Here is a 19,254-nt window from a genome sequence, read left to right as displayed (position 1 = left end):
ACCCGTCGCTACTTAAACAGAACCGCTGTACTCCTCGCTGATTCCACCGTAATCATTAATAATCCTGAATTTCACGCTTCCGCCATTTCCGCCCGAAGGCAGTGCAAAACGGGCGGTACTCCCCGGCGCCACAAACGTTACATTGTCAACTTTCTTACCGGATACGGTAATTTCATTGAAATTAACGTAATAAGGCGTGGGGTTATTTACCTGAATAAACGCCCCGCTCCGGCTCCAGCTTAACTTTCCGAGCTGCGCTTCAGGCGTTGACTTGCTCAGCAACGCAGGCCGATAAATCAGTTTTATTCGTGTTTTAACCGCAATCTGTAACGTATTATCTTTACGTTGGGCCGACGGTATCGATTTAATATTCAGCCAAAACAGGGACTCTTTATCCTCAGGCAGATTTCCTGCCCGAATAATACGCATTACGTTTTGCTGCCCGTTATCAAGCCGGTAAAGCGGCGGTGTAATAATAAAAGGAGCTTTGCCCTTACCGTCATTTTGCGTTTCGATCCACGACTGAATTAAATACGGAATATTATCGGGATTACTGACGCTTAATGACGCTTCTTTTTTACCGCCATCGTAAATAACCCGTGTTCCGCCAATGGAAACGCCAGCATTCACACTGGAAACGCCGGTAACAAACAGCGCCAACGCGGTGGCGCAAACACGTAATACTCTCATGGAAAACCTCTGAGAGGGCCGGTTATCGGCCCCCCAAACAACATATGCTCGTCAGTTATAGTTAACGGTGAAGTTCGCTACGGCGTTCACGACGCCCGGCACAACAGGCACGCTGGTAGCGACATAGGCGGCGTAGAAATCCAGTTGGTTGTCAACCATATCTAACAGTGAATAGGAATAGCCATTGATCTGATTAAGGCCTAAAGGCGCTCTGTCTGCCGTCATCAGTCGAATGGCCACCCCGCTTGCCGAACCGGGATCGGCGGACAGCGCTAACAGATCGGTATTACCCGAATGATTAACGCCATCAAATTTCACCCGCGCGGACGTGACGGAAGAGGGGCAGTTAATCAGACGCAAGGTAAATTTGGTCGTTGACGCTTCATCCCCTGCGTTGGTAAACGCTGTCTTATAGACACTACCCATATCAACGGTCATCGTATTATTGGCGCCAATATCTACGGTACAGGCGGTATCAAGAACCTGACCCACAAATTTGACCGTGCCGTCATACGCTATCGCATTTGATATTGACAAAATGGCCGCAGCGGAAAGCGCCATTGCTATCATATTTTTTTTCATCATCGCTATCCTTAACACCTGTTTATTTATCGCGTTACGACATAATGTCCATACATTTTCTGCTCTGGAAATGGGCTGCCGGGAAACGCTTATTTTGGGCTATCATCGTAAAGACAAGGAGATAAATAACATGCGATTTCCCCTTCATCATTCCGGGCCGCATCACGTCAGCGGTTTGAATCCTGAATCAAGGCGCGATGTCAATTAAGTTCTCCTTAATTTAAATTTTCATATAAATGCACATATTTGCTCAAGTGATTTTTTGGTGTAATTTTACACCTTGTTCTGGATTCACTTATTTTTAGTCTGTCACCATAATTATTAGCTCAAGCAAGACGTTACGCTATTACAGAGACTATTATATGGGAGGACAGATCATGCCTGAAACCAAAATAGCTATTGAATCAAGTATGTATAAGGCTCTGCCTCTGAAGCCAATTGAACATGTAGAAAAACTGATTGCGCACCTGAAGCCACACGCAAACACACGAGAAACAAAATGCAGACAAATTATTAACAACGAAAATAATAGACCACATCAATGTTATTTATTGCTGAAGGGAACCATCGGGGTTTTCAGAGCACGGGACGGCTTCATGCTTAACTCAGAAGTCGCCCCCTTTATTTTTGGCCTAAGCAATCAACTGGTTGATGCTGAATATTTGCTGATGCGCAGTGAGGAGTGCTCTGAGATCGCCTTTATTCCGCTGGAGAAAGTTAACGACGTTATAGCAAATGAGAATCTTTGGGAAAGCCTGGCGAAGGTGCTTATCTACACCGCCGGTCGGGTGTACGACCACTGTACGCGCATTTCAGCGCCGACATCCTATGATATTATTCGCGCTCAGTTGTATGAATTAATGCGTGAGTCTAATGAATTCAGACAAAATATAACTGCCGCAAATTATATTCAGTCAAGAACATTTCTGTCGCGCAGCAGCGTGATGAAGATACTGGCCGATTTAAAAAAAGGCGGCTACATCGTGACCGATCGCGGTGTTCTGAAGCAAATTCAGCAGAATATTCCCCTGAAATACTAGCTATGTTCAACACGCATTAACGCAGAGCCACTAAAATAGAATGACAACGACAGTGACCGGATAACACCTACCATGCCCCTGGATTCTTCCTTTAATCAACTGAAGCAGCCTTCGCCCTACGCAATTGCGCTGCTCAACGCACTCACGTCAGAACAGGATTTCAAACGGTATCCTCGCGGAAGTCGCTTTGTCTTCGTCCAGGGGGGCGAGCACCAGTGCCTGTTTTTCCGCACGGGCGTCGTAAGCATTGAGAACATCGAAAATAGTCTGTTGCTGGGGATAGCTTCTGCCCCAGTCTCCCTAGGGTTCACCAGCGCCCTGTCGGATAAACTGCTGATTCGCGCGCTCGAAGAGTGCGAAGCGGCGACAATTCCCCTGGATGATGTGATGGAAACCATTGAGCGCAAGCACCTGTGGGAGATCATGGCAAAGCATATGATCATCGTCACCAATAAATTGTTTATCCAGAATGAAATGGCAACAGCGCCGACCGCTTACGATCTGCTGTGCTACCAGTTGCAGGCGCTAAGCCAGGAGCCGGAAAGCATCCGCTCTCAGATGGCGGCTTACCAGTATATTCTTGAACGTACCCGCCTTTCGCGCAGCAGCGTGATGAAGATGCTGTCAGCGCTGAAAAAAGGCGGCTATATCGAACTGGAACAGGGCAAATTAATCGCAATTAATCACCTCCCTTCTCGTTTCTAACCCCCCGTTTTTTACGCTTAAAGCGGCGGCCTTCGTTGGTCGGGATCGCAATTCTGACGATTACCTCGCTTTTACGTTCCATAATGAAACATGATTAAGCATAAATGTTCCGTTGATGAAACATGTTATGGCCGAATTTTCTTTTCCGCTCACTGTTGCACAATAAGGTTATCGGCAGTGAGTGGTAGCCGTGTCATGGTACACAACCGATACCCCTACAGCAGAAGATGCGGAGCAAAATAATGAAAAAGCTGATTAACCGTGTAGAAGAGGTACTGAACGAACAACTCGCTGGTCTGGCAAAAGCGTACCCGACGCTGACGCTGCATCAGGACCCGGTCTACGTTACCCGGTCAGATGCGCCAGTGGCAGGAAAAGTGGCGCTGCTTTCCGGCGGCGGCAGCGGGCATGAACCCATGCACTGCGGCTATATTGGGCCAGGCATGCTCTCCGGCGCCTGCCCGGGCGAAATATTTACCTCACCGACGCCAGACAAAATGTTTGAGTGCGCCATGCACATTGACGGCGGCGAAGGCGTCTTACTGATCATTAAAAATTACACCGGCGACATCCTGAATTTTGAAACCGCCACGGAGCTGCTGCACGACAGCGGCGTAAAAGTCACCACCGTCGTGGTGGATGATGATGTGGCGGTCAAAGACAGCCTTTATACCGCCGGTCGTCGCGGCGTCGCCAATACGGTATTAATTGAAAAACTGGTGGGCGCGGCCGCAGAACGCGGTGACACGCTGGAAGCCTGCGCGGAGCTTGGCCGTAAGCTGAATAATCAGGGGCATTCAATCGGCATCGCGCTCAATGCCTGTACCGTGCCTGCGGCGGGCAAACCGTCCTTCACATTGCAGGATAACGAAATGGAGTTTGGCGTGGGAATTCACGGCGAACCCGGCATTGACCGTCGCCCCTTCTCTTCTCTCGATCAAACTGTCGATGAAATGTTTGACACGCTACTGGAAAACGGCGCATACAGCCGCACGCTGCGTCACTGGGATCATCATCAGGGAAGCTGGCAGGAAGATAAGCAGAGCAAACAGCCGTTGCAGCGTGGCGATCGCGTCATTGCGCTGGTCAACAATCTCGGCGCCACGCCGCTGTCTGAACTGTTCGGCGTCTATAACCGGCTTGAAAGCCGCTGTCAGGAAACCGGCATTACCATTGAACGCAACCTGATCGGCTCTTACTGCACCTCTCTGGATATGACCGGCTTTTCCATCACCCTGTTAAAAGTGGATGATGAAACGCTCGCGCTCTGGGATGCGCCGGTTCACACGCCTGCGCTCAACTGGGGCAAATAAGGAGATTATGTATGTCACTCAACAGAACACACATTGTTAACTGGCTCTATCGCTGCGGTGAGATTTTCACCAAAGAGAGTGATTATCTGACGGGTCTGGACAGAGAGATTGGCGACGCCGACCACGGGCTGAATATGCATCGCGGCTTCAGTAAAGTCGTCGAAAAATTACCCGCGATTGCGGATAAAGACATCGGCTTCATCCTGAAGAACACAGGGATGGTGCTGCTCTCCAGCGTCGGCGGCGCCAGTGGCCCGCTGTTCGGCACGTTCTTCATTCGCGCCGCCCAGGTGACACAGGCGCACCAGAGCCTGACGCTCGACGAGCTGTACCAGATGATGCGGGAAGGCGCAGAAGGCGTGACCAGCCGAGGTAAAGCAGAGCCTGGCGATAAAACCATGTGTGACGTCTGGGGGCCGGTTGTGGAGTCGCTGCGCCAGTCATGCGAACAGCACTTGTCGGTACAGGCGGCGCTGGATGCCGCCAGCGCCCAGGCCGAAGCGGCGGCGCAGAGCACCATCACCATGCAGGCCCGCAAAGGGCGCGCCAGCTATCTTGGCGAGCGCAGCATCGGCCATCAGGACCCGGGCGCAACCTCCGTGATGTTCATGATGCAAATGCTGGCGGCAGCGGCAAAAGAGTAAGGATAACGCGATGGTAAACCTGGTCATTGTTTCGCACAGCGCCCTGTTGGGTGAAGGCGTCGGGCAGTTAGCCCGGCAGATGTTAATCGGCGATGGTTGTAAACTCGCGATTGCAGCCGGTATCGACGACCCACAAAATCCGATTGGCACCGATCCGCTCAAGGTGATGGAAGCCATCGAATCCGTGGCTGATGCGGACCATATCCTGGTCATGATGGATATGGGCAGCGCATTATTGAGCGCCGAAACCGCCCTGGATTTGCTCGACCCGGCGATTGCGGCGAAAGTCCGCTTATGCGCGGCGCCGCTGGTAGAAGGCACGCTGGCGGCGACGGTCAGCGCGGCAATGGGCGCCGGTATTGATAAAGTCATCAATGACGCCATGAGCGCGCTGGATGCCAAGCGTGAACAACTGGGTTTACCGTCACCCGCGCAAGCCGGGGGCGTCGCCACAAAACCAGCATTTCAGGATAACGACGCCCACTCCATTTCTGTTGTGGTGAAAAATCCAAACGGGCTGCATGTTCGTCCGGCATCGCGGCTGGTCTCCACGTTGTCGGGGTTTCGGGCCGACATGCTGCTGGAGAAAAATGGCAAATGCGTGACGCCGGACAGCCTGAATCAGATAGCGTTATTACAGGTGCGCTGCAACGATACTCTGCGCCTGATCGCCAAAGGAGAACAGGCCGACGAGGCGCTGGCGGCGTTCAAACAGCTGGCGGCGGAAAACTTTGGCGAGTCCGTGGAGGAGACGCCTGCCAGCAGCACGGCGCGTCAGCTCCCCGCGCAGGTCTCCGGCGTGGTGTTCTGCTATTCCCCCGCTGCACCGGACGTCGCAAATCCGACGACCGTCAATTTGCCGGAAGAGCAGCAGCGCCTGCAAACGGCGATTCGTCAGACGCTGGACGATCTCAACGCGCTGACCACGCTGGCGGAAGAGAAATACTCCGCCGACCTGGCGGCGATTTTTTCCGGGCATCACACGCTGCTGGATGACCCCGAGCTGTACGAGATGGCATGTGAAGTGATGCGTGATAAACCGTGTCGGGCGGAAACGGCGTGGCGCAGCGTGCTGGACGATCTCCGCGATCAGTACCGACAGCTCGACGACGCCTATTTGCAGGCCCGCTATATCGATATCGACGATATTCTCCATCGGACGCTGAGGCACCTGAGCGGAATAAACGCGCGCTTGCCGGTATTCACGCGCCCGACTATCGTGGCGGCGGAAAATATCTTCCCGTCCACCGTGTTGCAGTTCGACCCACAGACGGTTAAAGGGATCTGCCTGAGCGCAGGCAGCAATGAATCACATTCGGCAATCATCGCCCGTGAAATGGGGATCGGCTGGCTTTGTCAGCAAGGGGAAGCGGTATATGCCCTGAGCACCGGCGAGTCGATTACGCTGGATCTCGCGGCACAGCGCATTCTCTTTTCTGACTGACCGCTCTCCCATCGCGCGTCCTCTTCTGAGGGCGCGCTGTCGCATCACCGCGCTCATCCCCACGCTTCAACCGGCGATAACGGGAAATGTTTACCAGTTCCCAAAATAGCGGTTCGATCACGCGCACATGACAATCCTGGACTAAGGTTTTGTCATGGTTCATGCCGCTGACTGCGGCACGCCGTTAAGGAGAATATTGATGATAACACCTGCGCTTCGCCATTCCGGCACGCTCTCTTTCGCCATAAAACTGACCGTTGCAGGCACCCTGCTGACATTCGCGTCGCTCTCGGCGCACGCTGAGGAACAGCCAGTCAGTCCCCCGCAGCCCCCGGATATTCTGCTGGGGCCGCTGTTTAATGACGTGCAGAGCGCCAAACTGTTCCCCGATCAGAAAACGTTCGCCGATGCCGTGCCTAACAGCGATCCGCTGATGATCCTCGCGGATTACCGGATGCAACGAAACCAGTCAGGCTTCGATTTGCGTCACTTTGTTGATGTGAACTTTACGCTGCCCAAAGAAGGGGAAAAATACGTTCCGCCGGAAGGACAGTCGCTGCGTGAACATATTGACGGCCTGTGGCCCGTGTTGACCCGCACAACGGAGAGCGCCGGAAAATGGGATTCGTTATTGCCGCTGCCGGAACCGTATGTGGTGCCTGGCGGACGTTTCCGGGAAGTCTATTATTGGGATAGCTATTTTACCATGCTGGGACTTGCCGAAAGCGATCACTGGGATAAGGTCGCCGATATGGTGGCGAATTTCGGCTATGAACTGGACTCCTGGGGGCATATCCCCAACGGCAACCGTACCTACTATCTGAGCCGCTCGCAGCCGCCTTTCTTCGCATTTATGGTGGAATTGCTGGCGCAGCATGAGGGTGACGACGCCCTGAAAAAATACCTGCCGCAGTTGCAAAAAGAGTATGCCTACTGGATGGAGGGCGTGGAGAATCTCCAGCCCGGCGAGCAGAATAAGCGCGTGGTGAAACTGGATGACGGCACCGTCCTGAACCGCTACTGGGATGACCGGGACACGCCGCGACCGGAGTCGTGGATGGAAGATATCACCACCGCGAAGAGCAACCCGAACCGCCCGGCAACCGAGATTTATCGCGACCTGCGATCTGCCGCCGCATCGGGCTGGGATTTCAGCTCGCGCTGGATGGACGATCCGAATCAGCTGAGCACCATTCGCACCACCAGCATCGTCCCTGTCGATCTCAACGCCCTGCTGTATAAACTGGAGAAAATGCTGGCGCGCGCCAGCAAAGCGGCAGGCGATGACGCCAACGCGAACCAGTATGAAGCGCTCGCCAGCGCCCGTCAGAAAGGCATTGAAACGCACCTGTGGAACAATCAGGAAGGCTGGTATGCCGACTACGATCTGAAGAGCAAAAAGGTGCGTAACCAACTGACGGCGGCCACGCTGTTCCCGCTGTATGTCAACGCGGCGGCGAAAGATCGCGCCAGCAAAGTGGCTGCCGCGACCCAGGCGCACCTGTTGCAGCCTGGCGGACTGTCCACCACCTCGGTGAAAAGCGGGCAGCAATGGGACGCCCCCAATGGCTGGGCGCCGTTACAGTGGGTGGCGACCGAAGGGTTGCAGAATTACGGGCAGGACAACATCGCGATGGATGTCACCTGGCGCTTCCTCACTAACGTTCAGCATACCTACGACCGCGAACAAAAGCTGGTTGAGAAATATGACGTCAGCAGTACGGGAACCGGCGGCGGCGGTGGAGAATATCCTCTTCAGGATGGTTTCGGCTGGACCAACGGCGTGACGTTAAAAATGCTCGACCTGATCTGTCCAAAAGAGAAACCGTGCGACAGCGTACCGGCCACTCGCCCCGCAGCGCCAGGCGCTTCCCAGCCTGCGCCGCAAAAACAGGTTGAAACCACGCCGTAATGTGACCCGACCATCATGCTGACAAAAATCCGCGCGCCGTCGCGGATTTTTCTTCCTGGCAATGCCGCGCGTTCATCTCTGCCCCTCATAGCTCTTAAGGGTTAGACCCCCTTTTCATCGGTGAGAATTTGATACTGAACAAGTTTTTTAACGTTATATATGTAAACATATAGCGATTTTTTAACCATTTCAGGATGAAAACAATGCCGCTCACAAGACGGAGATTCGCTCAGGCAATGGCCTCTGCGCTACTGTTTCGCCACCTCCCTGGCATTGCGCAGACACCGCTGACGTTTGCTATTGGCCGCCCGCCGGAAGGCAATATTATTCGCCGCGTGGTGAGCGCCGGTGCGCCCGCCGATGTGTTACTGCTGGCCGTCGCGCCGGAAAAGCTGGTGGGTTTCTCCTCTTTTGATTTCTCGCGCCAGGCGGCGATTCCCTTCCCCGAGTCCATTCGGGCGTTGCCCAAACTGGGCAGGCTGGCGGGGCGCGCCAGCACGTTGTCTCTGGAAGGGCTGCTGGCCCTGCATCCCGATCTGGTAGTGGATTGCGGCAACGCCGATGAAACCTGGCTTTCGCAGGCGCGCCAGGTCAGCGCTCAGACCCGGATTCCGTGGCTGCTGATTAACGGTGAACTGCGGCAAACGCCGGAACAACTGCAAGCCGCAGGACAAGCGCTGGGAATGGAGGCGCGTACTGCCGCTCAGGCGGCGCTGGCTCAGCGCTTCATTGCGCAAGCGCTCGCGTTTTCCCGCACGCCTGCTGCCGGTATTCGTTTTTATGCGGCGCGAGGCGCCCGAGGTCTGGAGACGGGATTACAGGGATCGCTGCATACAGAAGCGGCAGAGTTGCTGGGATTACACAACGTAGCGCGAATCCCCGGACGAAGCGGACTGGCCCAGGTCTCTATGGAAAACTTACTCACCTGGCAGCCCGACATCATTCTGGTACAGGATGCCGCCACGGCGCACTACCTGCGTCACGACCCCGTCTGGCAAGGCGTTAAGGCGGTTGCGGACAAGCGCATTCTTTTCCTGAGCGGCCTGCCGTTTGGCTGGCTGGATGCGCCGCCGGGCATTAACCGTTTACTCGGGCTGCGCCGGTTGCATGCCTGGCTGGACCCGAACGTTAATCAACATTTTAAAGACGATATGGTGCGTTATGCGCGCCTGTTCTGGCATACGTCGCTGACTGACGAACAGTATCAACAGTGGGCGATCATCTGATGAGAACGACCACCCTTTCTGTCCTGATGCTGGGGATTGCCCTTCTCTGTATTGCCTTTGCCACTGTATCGGGCGCTTATCACCTCGATGCCCGGCAGGTGCTGGCGATGATCTTCAGCCATGACACGGTGCCGACACAGGATCAAATCGTGTTCTGGCAGATCCGCCTCCCCCGCATTCTCGCCGCGCTGCTGCTGGGCGCTGCGCTGGCGGGCGCGGGCACGACGTATCAGGGGATGTTTCGCAATCCGCTGGTCTCCCCGGATATTCTCGGCGTTGCCGCCGGAGCGGGTTTAGGCGCATGTACGGCGATTTTGCAGGGCCTGCCGATTTTGTTTATCCAGCTCTACGCGTTCGGCGGCGGTCTGCTGGTGGTTGCTGGCGTCTGGCTGATTACCCGTCGGGTGACACGTCACGACCCCGTATTAACCCTTGTGCTGGTAGGTATCGCGCTCGGCACGCTGTGCGGCGCGGGAATTTCCCTGATAAAAACGCTGGCCGATCCCTATACCCAGTTGCCTTCCATCACCTTCTGGTTACTCGGCGGACTCTCTACCATCACGCTGCATGATCTTTGTTTCTCGGCGCCGCTGATTCTGTTCGGCGCCATCCCTTTGCTGCTACTGCGCTGGCGTATGAATTTACTGACGCTTTCAGATGATGAAGCCCGTTCCCTGGGCATCAACGTTACCCGCCTTCGGCTCGCGCTGATTGTCTGCGCGACGCTCATCACCGCCAGCACGGTGGCGATTGCCGGGATTATCGGCTGGATAGGCTTAGTCGTGCCGCATATCGGCAGGTTGCTCACCGGCAATAACCACCAGCAGTTGCTTCCTGTCTCAATGGGCGCCGGCGCCATTTTACTGCTGCTGACCGACACACTCGCGCGCGCAATCAGCAGTACGGAGATTCCACTGGGTATCCTCACCGCATTTATCGGCGCCCCTTTCTTTTTGCTGCTTCTGCTGCGCGGAGGACGCCAATGACACGACTGACGGTTCACCACGCCAACCTGGGATACGCCCGACGCCCGGTTTTGCGCGACGTCTCTTTTACCGTACCGGCGGGAGAAATTTGCTGTTTACTCGGCGCAAACGGCAGCGGCAAGACCACGCTGATGCGCACCATTCTTGGCGTTCTCCCCTTGATCAGCGGCGACATCCTGCTTGATGGCGTGGCGGTGCAGCGTTTTTCAGACCGGGAGCGCGCCAGCGCCATTGCCTGGGTGCCACAGGCGCACGACGGCGCGTTCGCCTTCACCGCTCTGGATATGGTGATGATGGGGCTGACGCCGAAAATGGCGGCATTCGCCGTTCCCGGCGCCAGGGAGCGAGAGATTGCCCACCAGCAGCTCGCCGCGCTTGAAATCGTCCATCTGGCGCACCGACGCTGGAACACCCTGAGCGGCGGAGAGCGTCAACTGGTGCTGATCGCCCGCGCTCTGGCGCAACGCCCTCGCCTGCTACTGCTGGATGAACCCGCCTCCAGCCTCGACTTTGGTCACCAGATCCGCCTGCTCGACACGCTGGTGACACTGAAAAAAACGGGGATGGCGCTACTGATGTCAACCCATCATCCGCTCCATGCCAGGGCGATAGCCGACAGCGTCGTACGCGTGGAGTCCGACGGCCAGGTATCGCAAGGCGCGCCAGAGCGCCAGCTCGCTGCCGACAATCTGGCCGCGCTTTATCGGGTCTCGCCCACACAAATCCACCGCCATCTTTTTGGCGATCAGCAATAAGGGACAGCCATGCTCATTGATGACATTGATTTTGCAGACCTCTACCGCCAGCAGCTGTTGCAGGCGAAACGAACGGAAAAAACGCCCGACCATTGGGATAAACGGGCAGAGAAAATGGCAGAAAACTGCGCGTCGCCGACGGACACCTACCTGCAACAGCTGATGGAGAAAATGGATTTGCAGGGCGTGAACTCGCTGTTTGATATGGGCTGCGGCCCTGGCACCGTCTCGCTGGCGTTAGCGGGCAAAATACCGCATATCTGCGGCGTGGATTACAGCCCCGGAATGCTGCGCGTTGCCGCCCGTCGTGCGACAGAGCAACGGGCAACCCATGTTCACTGGGTGCAACGCGCCTGGGAAGAGGACTGGAGCGATCTTCCGCGCTGCGATATCGCCGTGGCCTCCCGCTCAACGCTCGTTGCGGATATGCGCCAGGCGATGACAAAACTCAACAACCAGGCGCGGCTGCGCGTCTATACCACGCACCTGGTCAGTTCCTCTTTTGTTTCCCCCACTATCCAGCGCGCGTTGGGTCGCGAGGTTATCGAGCTGCCTAACTATATTTATGCCCTCAATGTCCTGTACCAGATGGGGATCTGCGCCCATGTCGATTTTATCCGTGGACAGAACTGCCAGCAGGACAACAGCACCTGGGAACGCTTTGCTGAAAACGTTCGCTGGAGCATGGGCGACATCAGCGATGAAGAGCGTGAGCGTCTGTACCGCTGGTATCAACAGCAGGATGCCAGCGCCCTTGCCCCGGCCAGCCGGGACTGGGCGCTGATCTGGTGGGACAGCATTCCACAAAAGGCGCTGAAATGATCTACTTCTCACACGCACAAACAGACGCATTGCTGCTGGAGGATATTCAGGGAGGCGACCTGACCACGCGCGCTCTGGGCATCGGCAATCTGCCAGGCCGCATGACCTTCCGCCATCGCCAGGGCGGCTGCGTGAGCGGCATTGCCGTAGCCAGACAAATGTTGCAGTCGCTGGGGCTGACCGTCCTGGAGCAGATGAACGACGGTGAGCGCGCCGCAGCCGGTCAACGATTGATCAGCGTCAGCGGGAATGCGGCGGCGCTGCACCAGGGCTGGAAGGCCGTACAAAACGTACTGGAGTGGAGCTGTGGCGTTTCACACTATCTCGACAGCATGCTTCACATCCTGCATAGCCGTTACCCCGAAGGGCAAATAGCCTGCACGCGTAAAGCCATTCCCGGCACCCGGCTGTTAGCCGCACAGGCGGTGCTCGCCGCAGGCGGAATCATTCACCGCGCCGGGTGCGCGGAAACCGTGCTGCTGTTTGCAAATCACCGCCGCTTTCTCGCCCCCGGTAACGACTGGGCCGGGGCCATTTCGCAGTTGCGCCGTCATGCCCCGGAAAAAAAGATCGTCGTCGAAGCAGACACCCCAGAGGAAGCCCTTGAAGCGCTCCGCGCAGGCCCCGACGTTTTGCAACTCGACAAATTTACCCCACATCAGGCGGCGGAGGTGGCCCGGGCGGCGCCTTCACTGGCCCCCCATTGCACGCTGGCGCTGACTGGCGGCATCAACCTCGCCACTCTGGCGAGTTATCTCGACTGTGGTATCAGGCTCTTTATTACATCCGCACCGTACTACGCACCACCGATGGATATCAACGTCATCCTGAACCCGGACGAAAGTGACATATAACATTGATAAATGGAATAAAAACAATGAAATTCACTCAGAGTTGTCTTTACACGGCATTATCGGTAGCTTTTGCGCATAATGCGTTTGCTGGGCAAGAAAGCGATACCATGACCGTCTGGTCGAGCCCCGCCTCTGCGGCGACCACCACGGTGCTTGGTCAACAAACCATGCAGGATCTGGATAAGCAGAATGTGGCGCAGGCATTAAGCGTCATCCCCGGCGTGGCGTTGCAAAAATCAGGCAACCGCAACGAACAGCAGGTCAAAGTTCGCGGTTTTGACAGCCGCCAGGTTCCGATCTTTTTCGACGGCGTGCCGGTTTACATCCCTTACGACGGCAACCTCGACTTAGGGCGCTTCCTCACCTCGGACATTGCCTCCGTTGAGGTGTCCAAAGGCTACTCATCGCTGTTGCAAGGCCCTAACCAGATGGGCGGCGCAATCAACATCACCACCAAAAAACCGACAAAACCTCTCGAAGGGAGCATCGGTTATCGCCAGGGATGGAGCCGGAGCAAAGATAACGCCCACGATATGCACGCCTCGTTTGGCGCCAGTAATGAGCTGGGTTATCTGCAAGTCAGCGGTAGCCAGTTGAAGCAGGATTTCCTGGGTCTGCCGCACGGGGTGGACAACGCCATTGCAGGCAGCAACGGGAAAATGATCAACTCGTCGGCAGATGATAAACGGGGCATTGTTAAGCTGGGCTTCACGCCGCGCGAAAATGACGAGTACACCCTGACCTATATCAACCAGGACGGTGAAAAGGACAACCCGCCATACGCAGGCACCAGCAGCCAGAAGTCGCGCTACTGGCAGTGGCCGCAATACGATAAAGAGAGTTATTACTATCAGGGCACCACGCATCTGGGCGATCGCTTCACGCTGAAAAGCCGGATTTATCGCGACACCTTTGAAAACACGCTGATGATGTACAACTCCCTTGCCGACCTGAAAAACAAGAAAGGCAGCTACAGCCACTATTCCGATTACAGCGATGGCGCAGGGTTACAACTCGCCGCCGAAATGCATGAAAACGATCTGCTCTCGTTCGCCGTTAACTGGAAAGATGACGTCCACCGTGAAAAAGGCGCGCCGCATGCGGCATACGATCGCTATGAAGATCGCACCTGGTCGTTAGCCAGCGAATACCAGTGGGCCGCCGCCGATAATGTGGATGTCGTGGCCGGTATTAGCTATGACTGGCGTGACAGTCTGGAAGGGATGAAGCACGAAAAAGACGGCAGCGTAACCCACTACGACGACAACAACCAGTCGGCGTTTAACTGGCAGATCATGACCAAATACCACTTCGCAAACGAGGACACGCTGGCGCTCTCTTACTCTGACCGGACGCGCTTCCCGACGCTCAAAGAGCGGTATACCACGTCGAAACCGGCGTATAACCAGGTGGCTATCGTCAACCCGCAGTTAAAACCCGAACGCGCCCGCAGCGTGGATCTGACCTGGAACGGTTCGCTGACCCGCGACTGGGGATTCGAGGTCAGCGTGTACTATAACCGCGTGACCGACGCAATCCTGTCGCACAATATTGATGCCGATACGATCCAGAACCGCAATAGCGGCCGGGTGGATTACACCGGTCTGGATGCCGGAATCAAAGGCAATGTGTCTGAAATGCTGGATGTCGGGCTGAGCTATGGGCTGATCCACGCGGACGTCAAGCGTGATGAAATCGGTGAAATCACCGATTTGCCAACGCAGACGCTCACCGCATGGATGACGCTCAAGCCGTGGGAACCGCTGAGTATTACGCTGTCAGAAGAGGCGCGTTCCTCCAGCTACAGCAATTCAGACGGTTCACAGAAAGCGGGCGGATTTGCCATTACCCATATCCGCGCGGATTATGCGGTGGGCTACGGTTTTAGCGTCAACGCGTCCGTGAACAACCTGTTCGATACGAAGTATGCCTACAGCGAAGGGTTTATCGAGGAAGGCCGTAATTTCTGGGCCGGGGTGGAATATAAGTTCTGATTGTTCCGCCGAATGAAAACGAACCCGGCCTGCGCAATTGCAGGCCGGGTTGCTATCAGAAGCTGTAGCTGGCGCCAACCTGAACGGTGCGGTCGCGACCAATCCAGCAGTTGTTGTCGTCGTAACAGCTAAACGTCTCTTTGTTGGTAATATTCTGCGCGCTGGCCTTCAGCGTCACCCCGCTCAACGATGGGATCGCCTCTCCCAGACGGTAAGAGACGGCCATATCATACTGCGTCGTGCCGCCGAGTTTGCCTTTGTCGTTAGCTGGCGAGATCTCCATCGGCCCGGTATAACGGACGCCCGCGCCAACGTTCAGCCCGCGCAGCGGCGTATTATCAAAGGTGTAATCGCCCCACAGGTTAAACGCGTTTTCCGGCACCTGGGTCGGACGTTTACCTTCATACGTTTCATCTTCCGTGTTGATCGCATGGGTATAGGCATAGTTGGCGATCAGCGTGACGTTATCCGCCGGACGGCTGACAATCGACAGCTCGGCCCCTTTTGACTCAATCTCGCCGGTCTGACGGTAATCCCAGGTCGGTGTGGCGGAAAGCACATTTTTCTGACGGATATTAAACACCGATGCGGTAAAGGTGGTCGCGTATTCCGCCAGCAGGTATTTCACCCCGCCCTCAACCTGCTTGCTGGTGGTCGGCTTCACCTCTTTCGAGGTCAGAGTCCCTTGCGGCGAGATCGGCTTAAAGCCTTCGGAATAGCTGATAAATGGAGAGATCCCATTTTCAAACGCATATAACGCACCGAAACGTTTGGTGACGCGATCCTGTGAAATCCAGGTTTTATCGCCGTTTTGCAGATAGTCGGTCGTGGCGGAACGATAGTCATCGTAACGCACGCTCGCCAGCAGGTTCAGGCCGCCAAACGCAATCTGATCCTGAAGATAATAACCATTCTGCTGATAAGAGAGACGGTTATTCTGCGCAGTACTCAGCCCTAAATCGTCGGTATGAATCTGACGATAGTTCGGGTGGCGCATGTCGATCCCCGGCGTGCTGCTGGCATAGCGGTAGAAGTAATGGCTGTCGAGCTTCTGGTAATCGAAGCCTGCCAGCAGATGGTGCTGCCAGTCGCCTGACACTACCGTTTTCGTAACCTGGTTGTCGATGTTAAAACTTTTCAGGTCTTCATCGGTCGTGTAGGCAAACCGGTTCAACTCCCAGACCGGATTCCCCGTATTTCCGGTGGAGTAGACGCTGCGCTGGTGGGTATCCACATCAAAGTAGCGCGCTTTCTGATTGAAGCCCCAGCCGCTGTCAAACTGGTGTTCAAAGCTGTAACCCAGCATCCATTGACGCTGCTTAAAGCCGCTCCACTCATCTCCGGCAAAATCACGACGCCCCGCATACTCTGAACGCAGATAAGAAATGGGCAGCGGGTTGGAAGGCGACAGCGACGGTGTATTCTGCGCCAGCGCATCAATTGTCAGACGCGTTTTGTTGTCCGGTTGCCAGGTAACGGACGGGGCAACCAGATAGTTTTCATAGCGGGAGGTATGCGGTTGATCATCCCCTTCCGTCGCTTTGCCGAGTAAACGGTAGTTCCAGTCGCTGTCGCTGATTTGCCCGGTTGAATCCAGATAACCCTCTTTCAGATTACGGGTGCCGGTGTTGAAGCCCACTTCCGTTTTCTGTTCCGCCTGCGGTTTTTTACTCTGGATGTTTACCAGTCCACCCGGCGATCCATTGCCGTACAGCACCGAGGCCGGGCCTTTCAGAATATCCACGCTTTCAATCAGCAGCGGATCAATACGCGCTTTGGTATTCCCGGTCACGTTGTACGGCAGTTGCAGGCCGTTGTAATACTCCTGATCCACCGTAAAACCGCGAATCTTATATTCGCTCATATAGGAGGTATTACCGCGAACTTCCGTTGACACGCCCGGCGCGTAGCGCAGAATTTCATTCACCGAGTTGGCGTGGCGTTGCTCAATCTCCTGCCTGTCGATGGTGTTGATCACCTGCGGCGTTTTGCTTTCCGGCACGGGGGATTTGGTGGCGCTGTTGGTCCAGGCCGGAAGAAGGCTCTCCTGCCCGGCGGCGGTGACCACAATGGTCGACTCTTTTGCCTCTTCAGCATAAGACGGGACAGTCAGGGCTAAGGTGATACATCCAGAGAGCGCGCGTAATGTGAAACGATGAGTTGTTTTCATGAGCAAATTATTATATGTGAAATGGAATGACAATTATTCTCATTTTTATTCACAAATCAAGCCAGCTTTCGCCGTTAATCCGGCCAGGCGTTGCTCAGGAATACAGATTGTTCTGACGTCTGTTGAATTCCCGTAAACGTGCCGGGAAGACGCCTCCCCTGACACGTTCACGACTGATAATGCGCCAGAGCGATAATGGGCATCAAGTGAACGGAAAACACGCCTGGGTAGCATGTCGCCGATTTACGCACTCATCCCCACATCCGCTCTGTTCATTTAATTGCGCCGCAGAAGGCGAAAAACGCCGAGCACAACAATCGCCCCGACGACGGCCACCAGGAAACTGTGAAGATTGAACCCACTGATGCTGCCGCCGATACCAAACATGGTTGCCAGCCAGCCGCCGACAACCGCACCAACGATACCGAGAATACAGGTCAGTATAAAACCACCGCCATCGCGACCCGGCATAATCAGCTTAGCGATAACACCTGCAATCAGACCAAAAATAATCCAGGCAATAATTCCCATATTCAGGCCCTCTTTCCAGTGAAAGCATGCGCAAGACGTTCTTGCGCCAGTCCCTTAAGTATAGGCAAATCAACCGGTCGTGCTTTTCATCCTGCAACGTTATGCGCTGGCGTTGATAAAAATTTCACCCATTTGTCTTAAGTTCCGTCATGCCATGCCGATAACCAAACGATAATCTGTCAGGCATCCAGGAGTCATTACGCGTGAGTCACTACAGTGAGCAGTTCCTGAAGCAAAACCCGTTGGCGGTATTAGGCGTACTCAAAGATTTAAACAAGAGCCAGGTGCCGCTACGCATCTCCTGGGCCGGGGGGCAGTTCATCAGTAAGATTCTGGACGTTAACGCGGAAAAACTGGTGATGGATTTCGGCAGCCAGGACTATGAAAACATCGCCGTTCAGCGCGCCAGACAGATAACCATTACCGCAGAAACGCAGGGCGCGAAAGTGGAGTTCACGCTGGATCAGCTCACCCGCGGCGAATACCAGCAGCTTCCGGCATTTATTACCGCGCTGCCGCCCGAGCTGTGGTTCGTTCAGCGCCGGGAGTATTTCCGTATTTCCGCGCCTTTGCATCCCCCCTACTACTGCCAGGCGAAAATGCCGGACGACAACACGCTACGTTTTCGCTTGTTCGATCTCTCGCTGGGCGGCATGGGCGCATTGCTGGAAGCGACAAAACCCGCCGGATTAACCGAAGGCATGCGCTTTTCGCAAATTGAGCTGAACATGGGGCAATGGGGCGTTTTCCACTTTGACGCCCAGCTTATTTCCATCAGCGAACGCAGAGTGATTGACGGGAAAAATGAGACGATTACCACTCCCCGCCTGAGCTTTCGTTTTCTCAACGTCAGTCCGGCGGTGGAGCGGGAATTACAGCGGATTATTTTCTCTCTTGAACGGGAAGCGCGGGAAAAATCCAATAAAGTGCGTGAATAACCCCCGTGTGGGTTACATCGCATCCAGCGCTTGCTGGAGTTTCCAGATATAACGCGGCGCCTGTGGCGCAGGATGATTTTTGGCAACGTGCTCGAAAAACTCATCCGCGCTCAGATCGTTGATTTTCTCAATCGCTTTTTTGCGATCGGAAGAGAACGTGCGCAGCAGCGCGCCCGCGCCATTGGCATAAGAGACCACCAGCGCGTACTGCATCACCTGCGGATCGTTAATACCGGCCAGCGACCCGTGTTCCAGAATACTCAGGTACGCCGTCCCCATTGAGATATTCCGCTCCGGGTTTTTCAGTTCGCTGGTCGACGGTTCGCCGCTCCAGCCCATATGACGATAAACATCGCGCCCGGACGTCGAGGCCTTCAGTTGCATTAACCCAACCGCCCCGGATTTACTGACCACCGTCGGATTACCGCCCGATTCAATCGCGATGATCGCGGTAATCAGACGCGGGCTGACGCCCCAGGCTTCCCCGGCTTTTTCACTTATCGGCATCCACTGCATTGCCCGTTTAACCGGGACTTCAGCGTTCCAGGGCGGATTCTTGTAATCCTGCTTTGAACTACAGCCCGCCAGCAATACAACCAAAAAAGCAAACCATCTCAATTTCACGTCATCTATCCTTATAGCCGGAAT

General features: G+C 55.2%; 18 protein-coding genes. 13 read left to right on the top strand and 5 right to left on the bottom strand.

The genetic code is table 11. From position 1 onward, the window contains the following. Positions 1-12: 12 nt before the first annotated feature. Positions 13-690, bottom strand: coding sequence for a fimbrial biogenesis chaperone (locus tag OGV83_RS14075; RefSeq protein WP_058669258.1), 678 nt, complete (start codon positions 688-690; stop codon positions 13-15). A gap of 51 nt (positions 691-741) precedes the next feature. Next, positions 742-1,272, bottom strand: a complete 531-nt coding sequence (locus tag OGV83_RS14070; RefSeq protein ID WP_181898493.1) for a fimbrial protein — start codon at positions 1,270-1,272, stop codon at positions 742-744. Between the two features lie 377 nt (positions 1,273-1,649). On the opposite strand from OGV83_RS14070, the gene OGV83_RS14065 reads away from it, so the two are divergent. The 12 genes from OGV83_RS14065 (at position 1,650) to OGV83_RS14010 (ending at position 14,967) form a co-directional block, all read left to right on the top strand. Further along, a complete protein-coding gene (locus tag OGV83_RS14065) occupies positions 1,650-2,312 on the top strand; it encodes a winged helix-turn-helix transcriptional regulator (protein ID WP_024130277.1) in 663 nt (220 codons plus the stop codon). A 72-nt stretch (positions 2,313-2,384) separates the two neighbouring features. Continuing rightward, the gene (locus tag OGV83_RS14060) at positions 2,385-3,017 is read left to right on the top strand and encodes a winged helix-turn-helix transcriptional regulator (RefSeq protein WP_012132105.1); all 633 of its coding nucleotides are present in this window, start codon (positions 2,385-2,387) and stop codon (positions 3,015-3,017) included. A gap of 242 nt (positions 3,018-3,259) precedes the next feature. Beyond that, positions 3,260-4,330 (top strand): dihydroxyacetone kinase subunit DhaK, encoded by a 1,071-nt coding sequence (dhaK, locus tag OGV83_RS14055; RefSeq protein WP_047463312.1) that lies wholly within the window; start codon positions 3,260-3,262, stop codon positions 4,328-4,330. 11 nt (positions 4,331-4,341) lie between these two features. After that, positions 4,342-4,974, top strand: a complete 633-nt coding sequence (dhaL, locus tag OGV83_RS14050) for a dihydroxyacetone kinase subunit DhaL (RefSeq protein WP_012132103.1) — start codon at positions 4,342-4,344, stop codon at positions 4,972-4,974. Positions 4,975-4,984: 10 nt separating this feature from the next. Beyond that, complete coding sequence (dhaM, locus tag OGV83_RS14045) at positions 4,985-6,418, top strand: dihydroxyacetone kinase phosphoryl donor subunit DhaM (protein WP_114847809.1); 1,434 nt, start codon at positions 4,985-4,987, stop codon at positions 6,416-6,418. A gap of 199 nt (positions 6,419-6,617) precedes the next feature. After that, positions 6,618-8,330 (top strand): alpha,alpha-trehalase, encoded by a 1,713-nt coding sequence (locus OGV83_RS14040; RefSeq protein ID WP_110494158.1) that lies wholly within the window; start codon positions 6,618-6,620, stop codon positions 8,328-8,330. A 203-nt stretch (positions 8,331-8,533) separates the two neighbouring features. Beyond that, positions 8,534-9,556 (top strand): ABC transporter substrate-binding protein, encoded by a 1,023-nt coding sequence (locus OGV83_RS14035; protein WP_200073683.1) that lies wholly within the window; start codon positions 8,534-8,536, stop codon positions 9,554-9,556. A 26-nt stretch (positions 9,557-9,582) separates the two neighbouring features. Then, on the top strand, positions 9,583-10,542 hold the full coding sequence (locus OGV83_RS14030) for a FecCD family ABC transporter permease (protein WP_464225109.1): 960 nt from the start codon (positions 9,583-9,585) through the stop codon (positions 10,540-10,542). Beyond that, a complete protein-coding gene (locus OGV83_RS14025; protein WP_012132098.1) occupies positions 10,539-11,297 on the top strand; it encodes an ABC transporter ATP-binding protein in 759 nt (252 codons plus the stop codon). The genes OGV83_RS14030 and OGV83_RS14025 overlap by 4 nt, the downstream gene beginning before the upstream one ends. A 9-nt stretch (positions 11,298-11,306) precedes the next feature. Then, positions 11,307-12,119: a class I SAM-dependent methyltransferase gene (locus OGV83_RS14020; protein ID WP_012132097.1), complete on the top strand. Its 813-nt coding sequence runs from the start codon at positions 11,307-11,309 to the stop codon at positions 12,117-12,119. After that, the gene (modD, locus tag OGV83_RS14015; RefSeq protein ID WP_286463828.1) at positions 12,116-12,973 is read left to right on the top strand and encodes a ModD protein; all 858 of its coding nucleotides are present in this window, start codon (positions 12,116-12,118) and stop codon (positions 12,971-12,973) included. The genes OGV83_RS14020 and modD overlap by 4 nt, the downstream gene beginning before the upstream one ends. Positions 12,974-12,996: 23 nt before the next feature. Beyond that, the gene (locus OGV83_RS14010) at positions 12,997-14,967 is read left to right on the top strand and encodes a TonB-dependent receptor plug domain-containing protein (protein WP_286463827.1); all 1,971 of its coding nucleotides are present in this window, start codon (positions 12,997-12,999) and stop codon (positions 14,965-14,967) included. Positions 14,968-15,022: 55 nt separating this feature from the next. Here the strand turns inward: OGV83_RS14010 and OGV83_RS14005 are convergent, their stop codons facing one another. Continuing rightward, the gene (locus OGV83_RS14005) at positions 15,023-17,137 is read right to left on the bottom strand and encodes a TonB-dependent siderophore receptor (RefSeq protein ID WP_230032075.1); all 2,115 of its coding nucleotides are present in this window, start codon (positions 17,135-17,137) and stop codon (positions 15,023-15,025) included. A gap of 276 nt (positions 17,138-17,413) precedes the next feature. Further along, positions 17,414-17,668 (bottom strand): GlsB/YeaQ/YmgE family stress response membrane protein, encoded by a 255-nt coding sequence (locus OGV83_RS14000; protein WP_012132092.1) that lies wholly within the window; start codon positions 17,666-17,668, stop codon positions 17,414-17,416. A 203-nt stretch (positions 17,669-17,871) separates the two neighbouring features. Between OGV83_RS14000 and ycgR the strand changes: the two genes are divergently transcribed. Then, positions 17,872-18,606 (top strand): flagellar brake protein YcgR, encoded by a 735-nt coding sequence (gene ycgR / locus OGV83_RS13995; RefSeq protein ID WP_047463290.1) that lies wholly within the window; start codon positions 17,872-17,874, stop codon positions 18,604-18,606. Between the two features lie 12 nt (positions 18,607-18,618). Here ycgR and emtA read toward each other — a convergent pair whose 3' ends face one another. Then, positions 18,619-19,230: a membrane-bound lytic murein transglycosylase EmtA gene (emtA, locus tag OGV83_RS13990; RefSeq protein WP_012132090.1), complete on the bottom strand. Its 612-nt coding sequence runs from the start codon at positions 19,228-19,230 to the stop codon at positions 18,619-18,621. Positions 19,231-19,254: the final 24 nt, after the last annotated feature.

This window comes from Citrobacter sp. CK189 (assembly GCF_030333505.1).
GTDB classification, from domain to species: Bacteria; Pseudomonadota; Gammaproteobacteria; order Enterobacterales; family Enterobacteriaceae; genus Citrobacter_B; species Citrobacter_B koseri.
Note: the sequence above shows the minus strand (reverse complement) of the source record. Positions and strands in the feature narration are given on the sequence as shown.

Bases quoted from the DNA above. Each gene is read 5' to 3' on its own strand.
- OGV83_RS14075 (WP_058669258.1), bottom strand. From the start codon at position 690: ATGAGAGTATTACGTGTTTGCGCCACCGCGTTGGCGCTGTTTGTTACC.
- OGV83_RS14070 (WP_181898493.1), bottom strand. From the start codon at position 1,272: ATGAAAAAAAATATGATAGCAATGGCGCTTTCCGCTGCGGCCATTTTG.
- OGV83_RS14065 (WP_024130277.1), top strand. From the start codon at position 1,650: ATGCCTGAAACCAAAATAGCTATTGAATCAAGTATGTATAAGGCTCTG.
- OGV83_RS14060 (WP_012132105.1), top strand. From the start codon at position 2,385: ATGCCCCTGGATTCTTCCTTTAATCAACTGAAGCAGCCTTCGCCCTAC.
- dhaK (WP_047463312.1), top strand. From the start codon at position 3,260: ATGAAAAAGCTGATTAACCGTGTAGAAGAGGTACTGAACGAACAACTC.
- dhaL (WP_012132103.1), top strand. From the start codon at position 4,342: ATGTCACTCAACAGAACACACATTGTTAACTGGCTCTATCGCTGCGGT.
- dhaM (WP_114847809.1), top strand. From the start codon at position 4,985: ATGGTAAACCTGGTCATTGTTTCGCACAGCGCCCTGTTGGGTGAAGGC.
- OGV83_RS14040 (WP_110494158.1), top strand. From the start codon at position 6,618: ATGATAACACCTGCGCTTCGCCATTCCGGCACGCTCTCTTTCGCCATA.
- OGV83_RS14035 (WP_200073683.1), top strand. From the start codon at position 8,534: ATGCCGCTCACAAGACGGAGATTCGCTCAGGCAATGGCCTCTGCGCTA.
- OGV83_RS14030 (WP_464225109.1), top strand. From the start codon at position 9,583: ATGCTGGGGATTGCCCTTCTCTGTATTGCCTTTGCCACTGTATCGGGC.
- OGV83_RS14025 (WP_012132098.1), top strand. From the start codon at position 10,539: ATGACACGACTGACGGTTCACCACGCCAACCTGGGATACGCCCGACGC.
- OGV83_RS14020 (WP_012132097.1), top strand. From the start codon at position 11,307: ATGCTCATTGATGACATTGATTTTGCAGACCTCTACCGCCAGCAGCTG.
- modD (WP_286463828.1), top strand. From the start codon at position 12,116: ATGATCTACTTCTCACACGCACAAACAGACGCATTGCTGCTGGAGGAT.
- OGV83_RS14010 (WP_286463827.1), top strand. From the start codon at position 12,997: ATGAAATTCACTCAGAGTTGTCTTTACACGGCATTATCGGTAGCTTTT.
- OGV83_RS14005 (WP_230032075.1), bottom strand. From the start codon at position 17,137: ATGAAAACAACTCATCGTTTCACATTACGCGCGCTCTCTGGATGTATC.
- OGV83_RS14000 (WP_012132092.1), bottom strand. From the start codon at position 17,668: ATGGGAATTATTGCCTGGATTATTTTTGGTCTGATTGCAGGTGTTATC.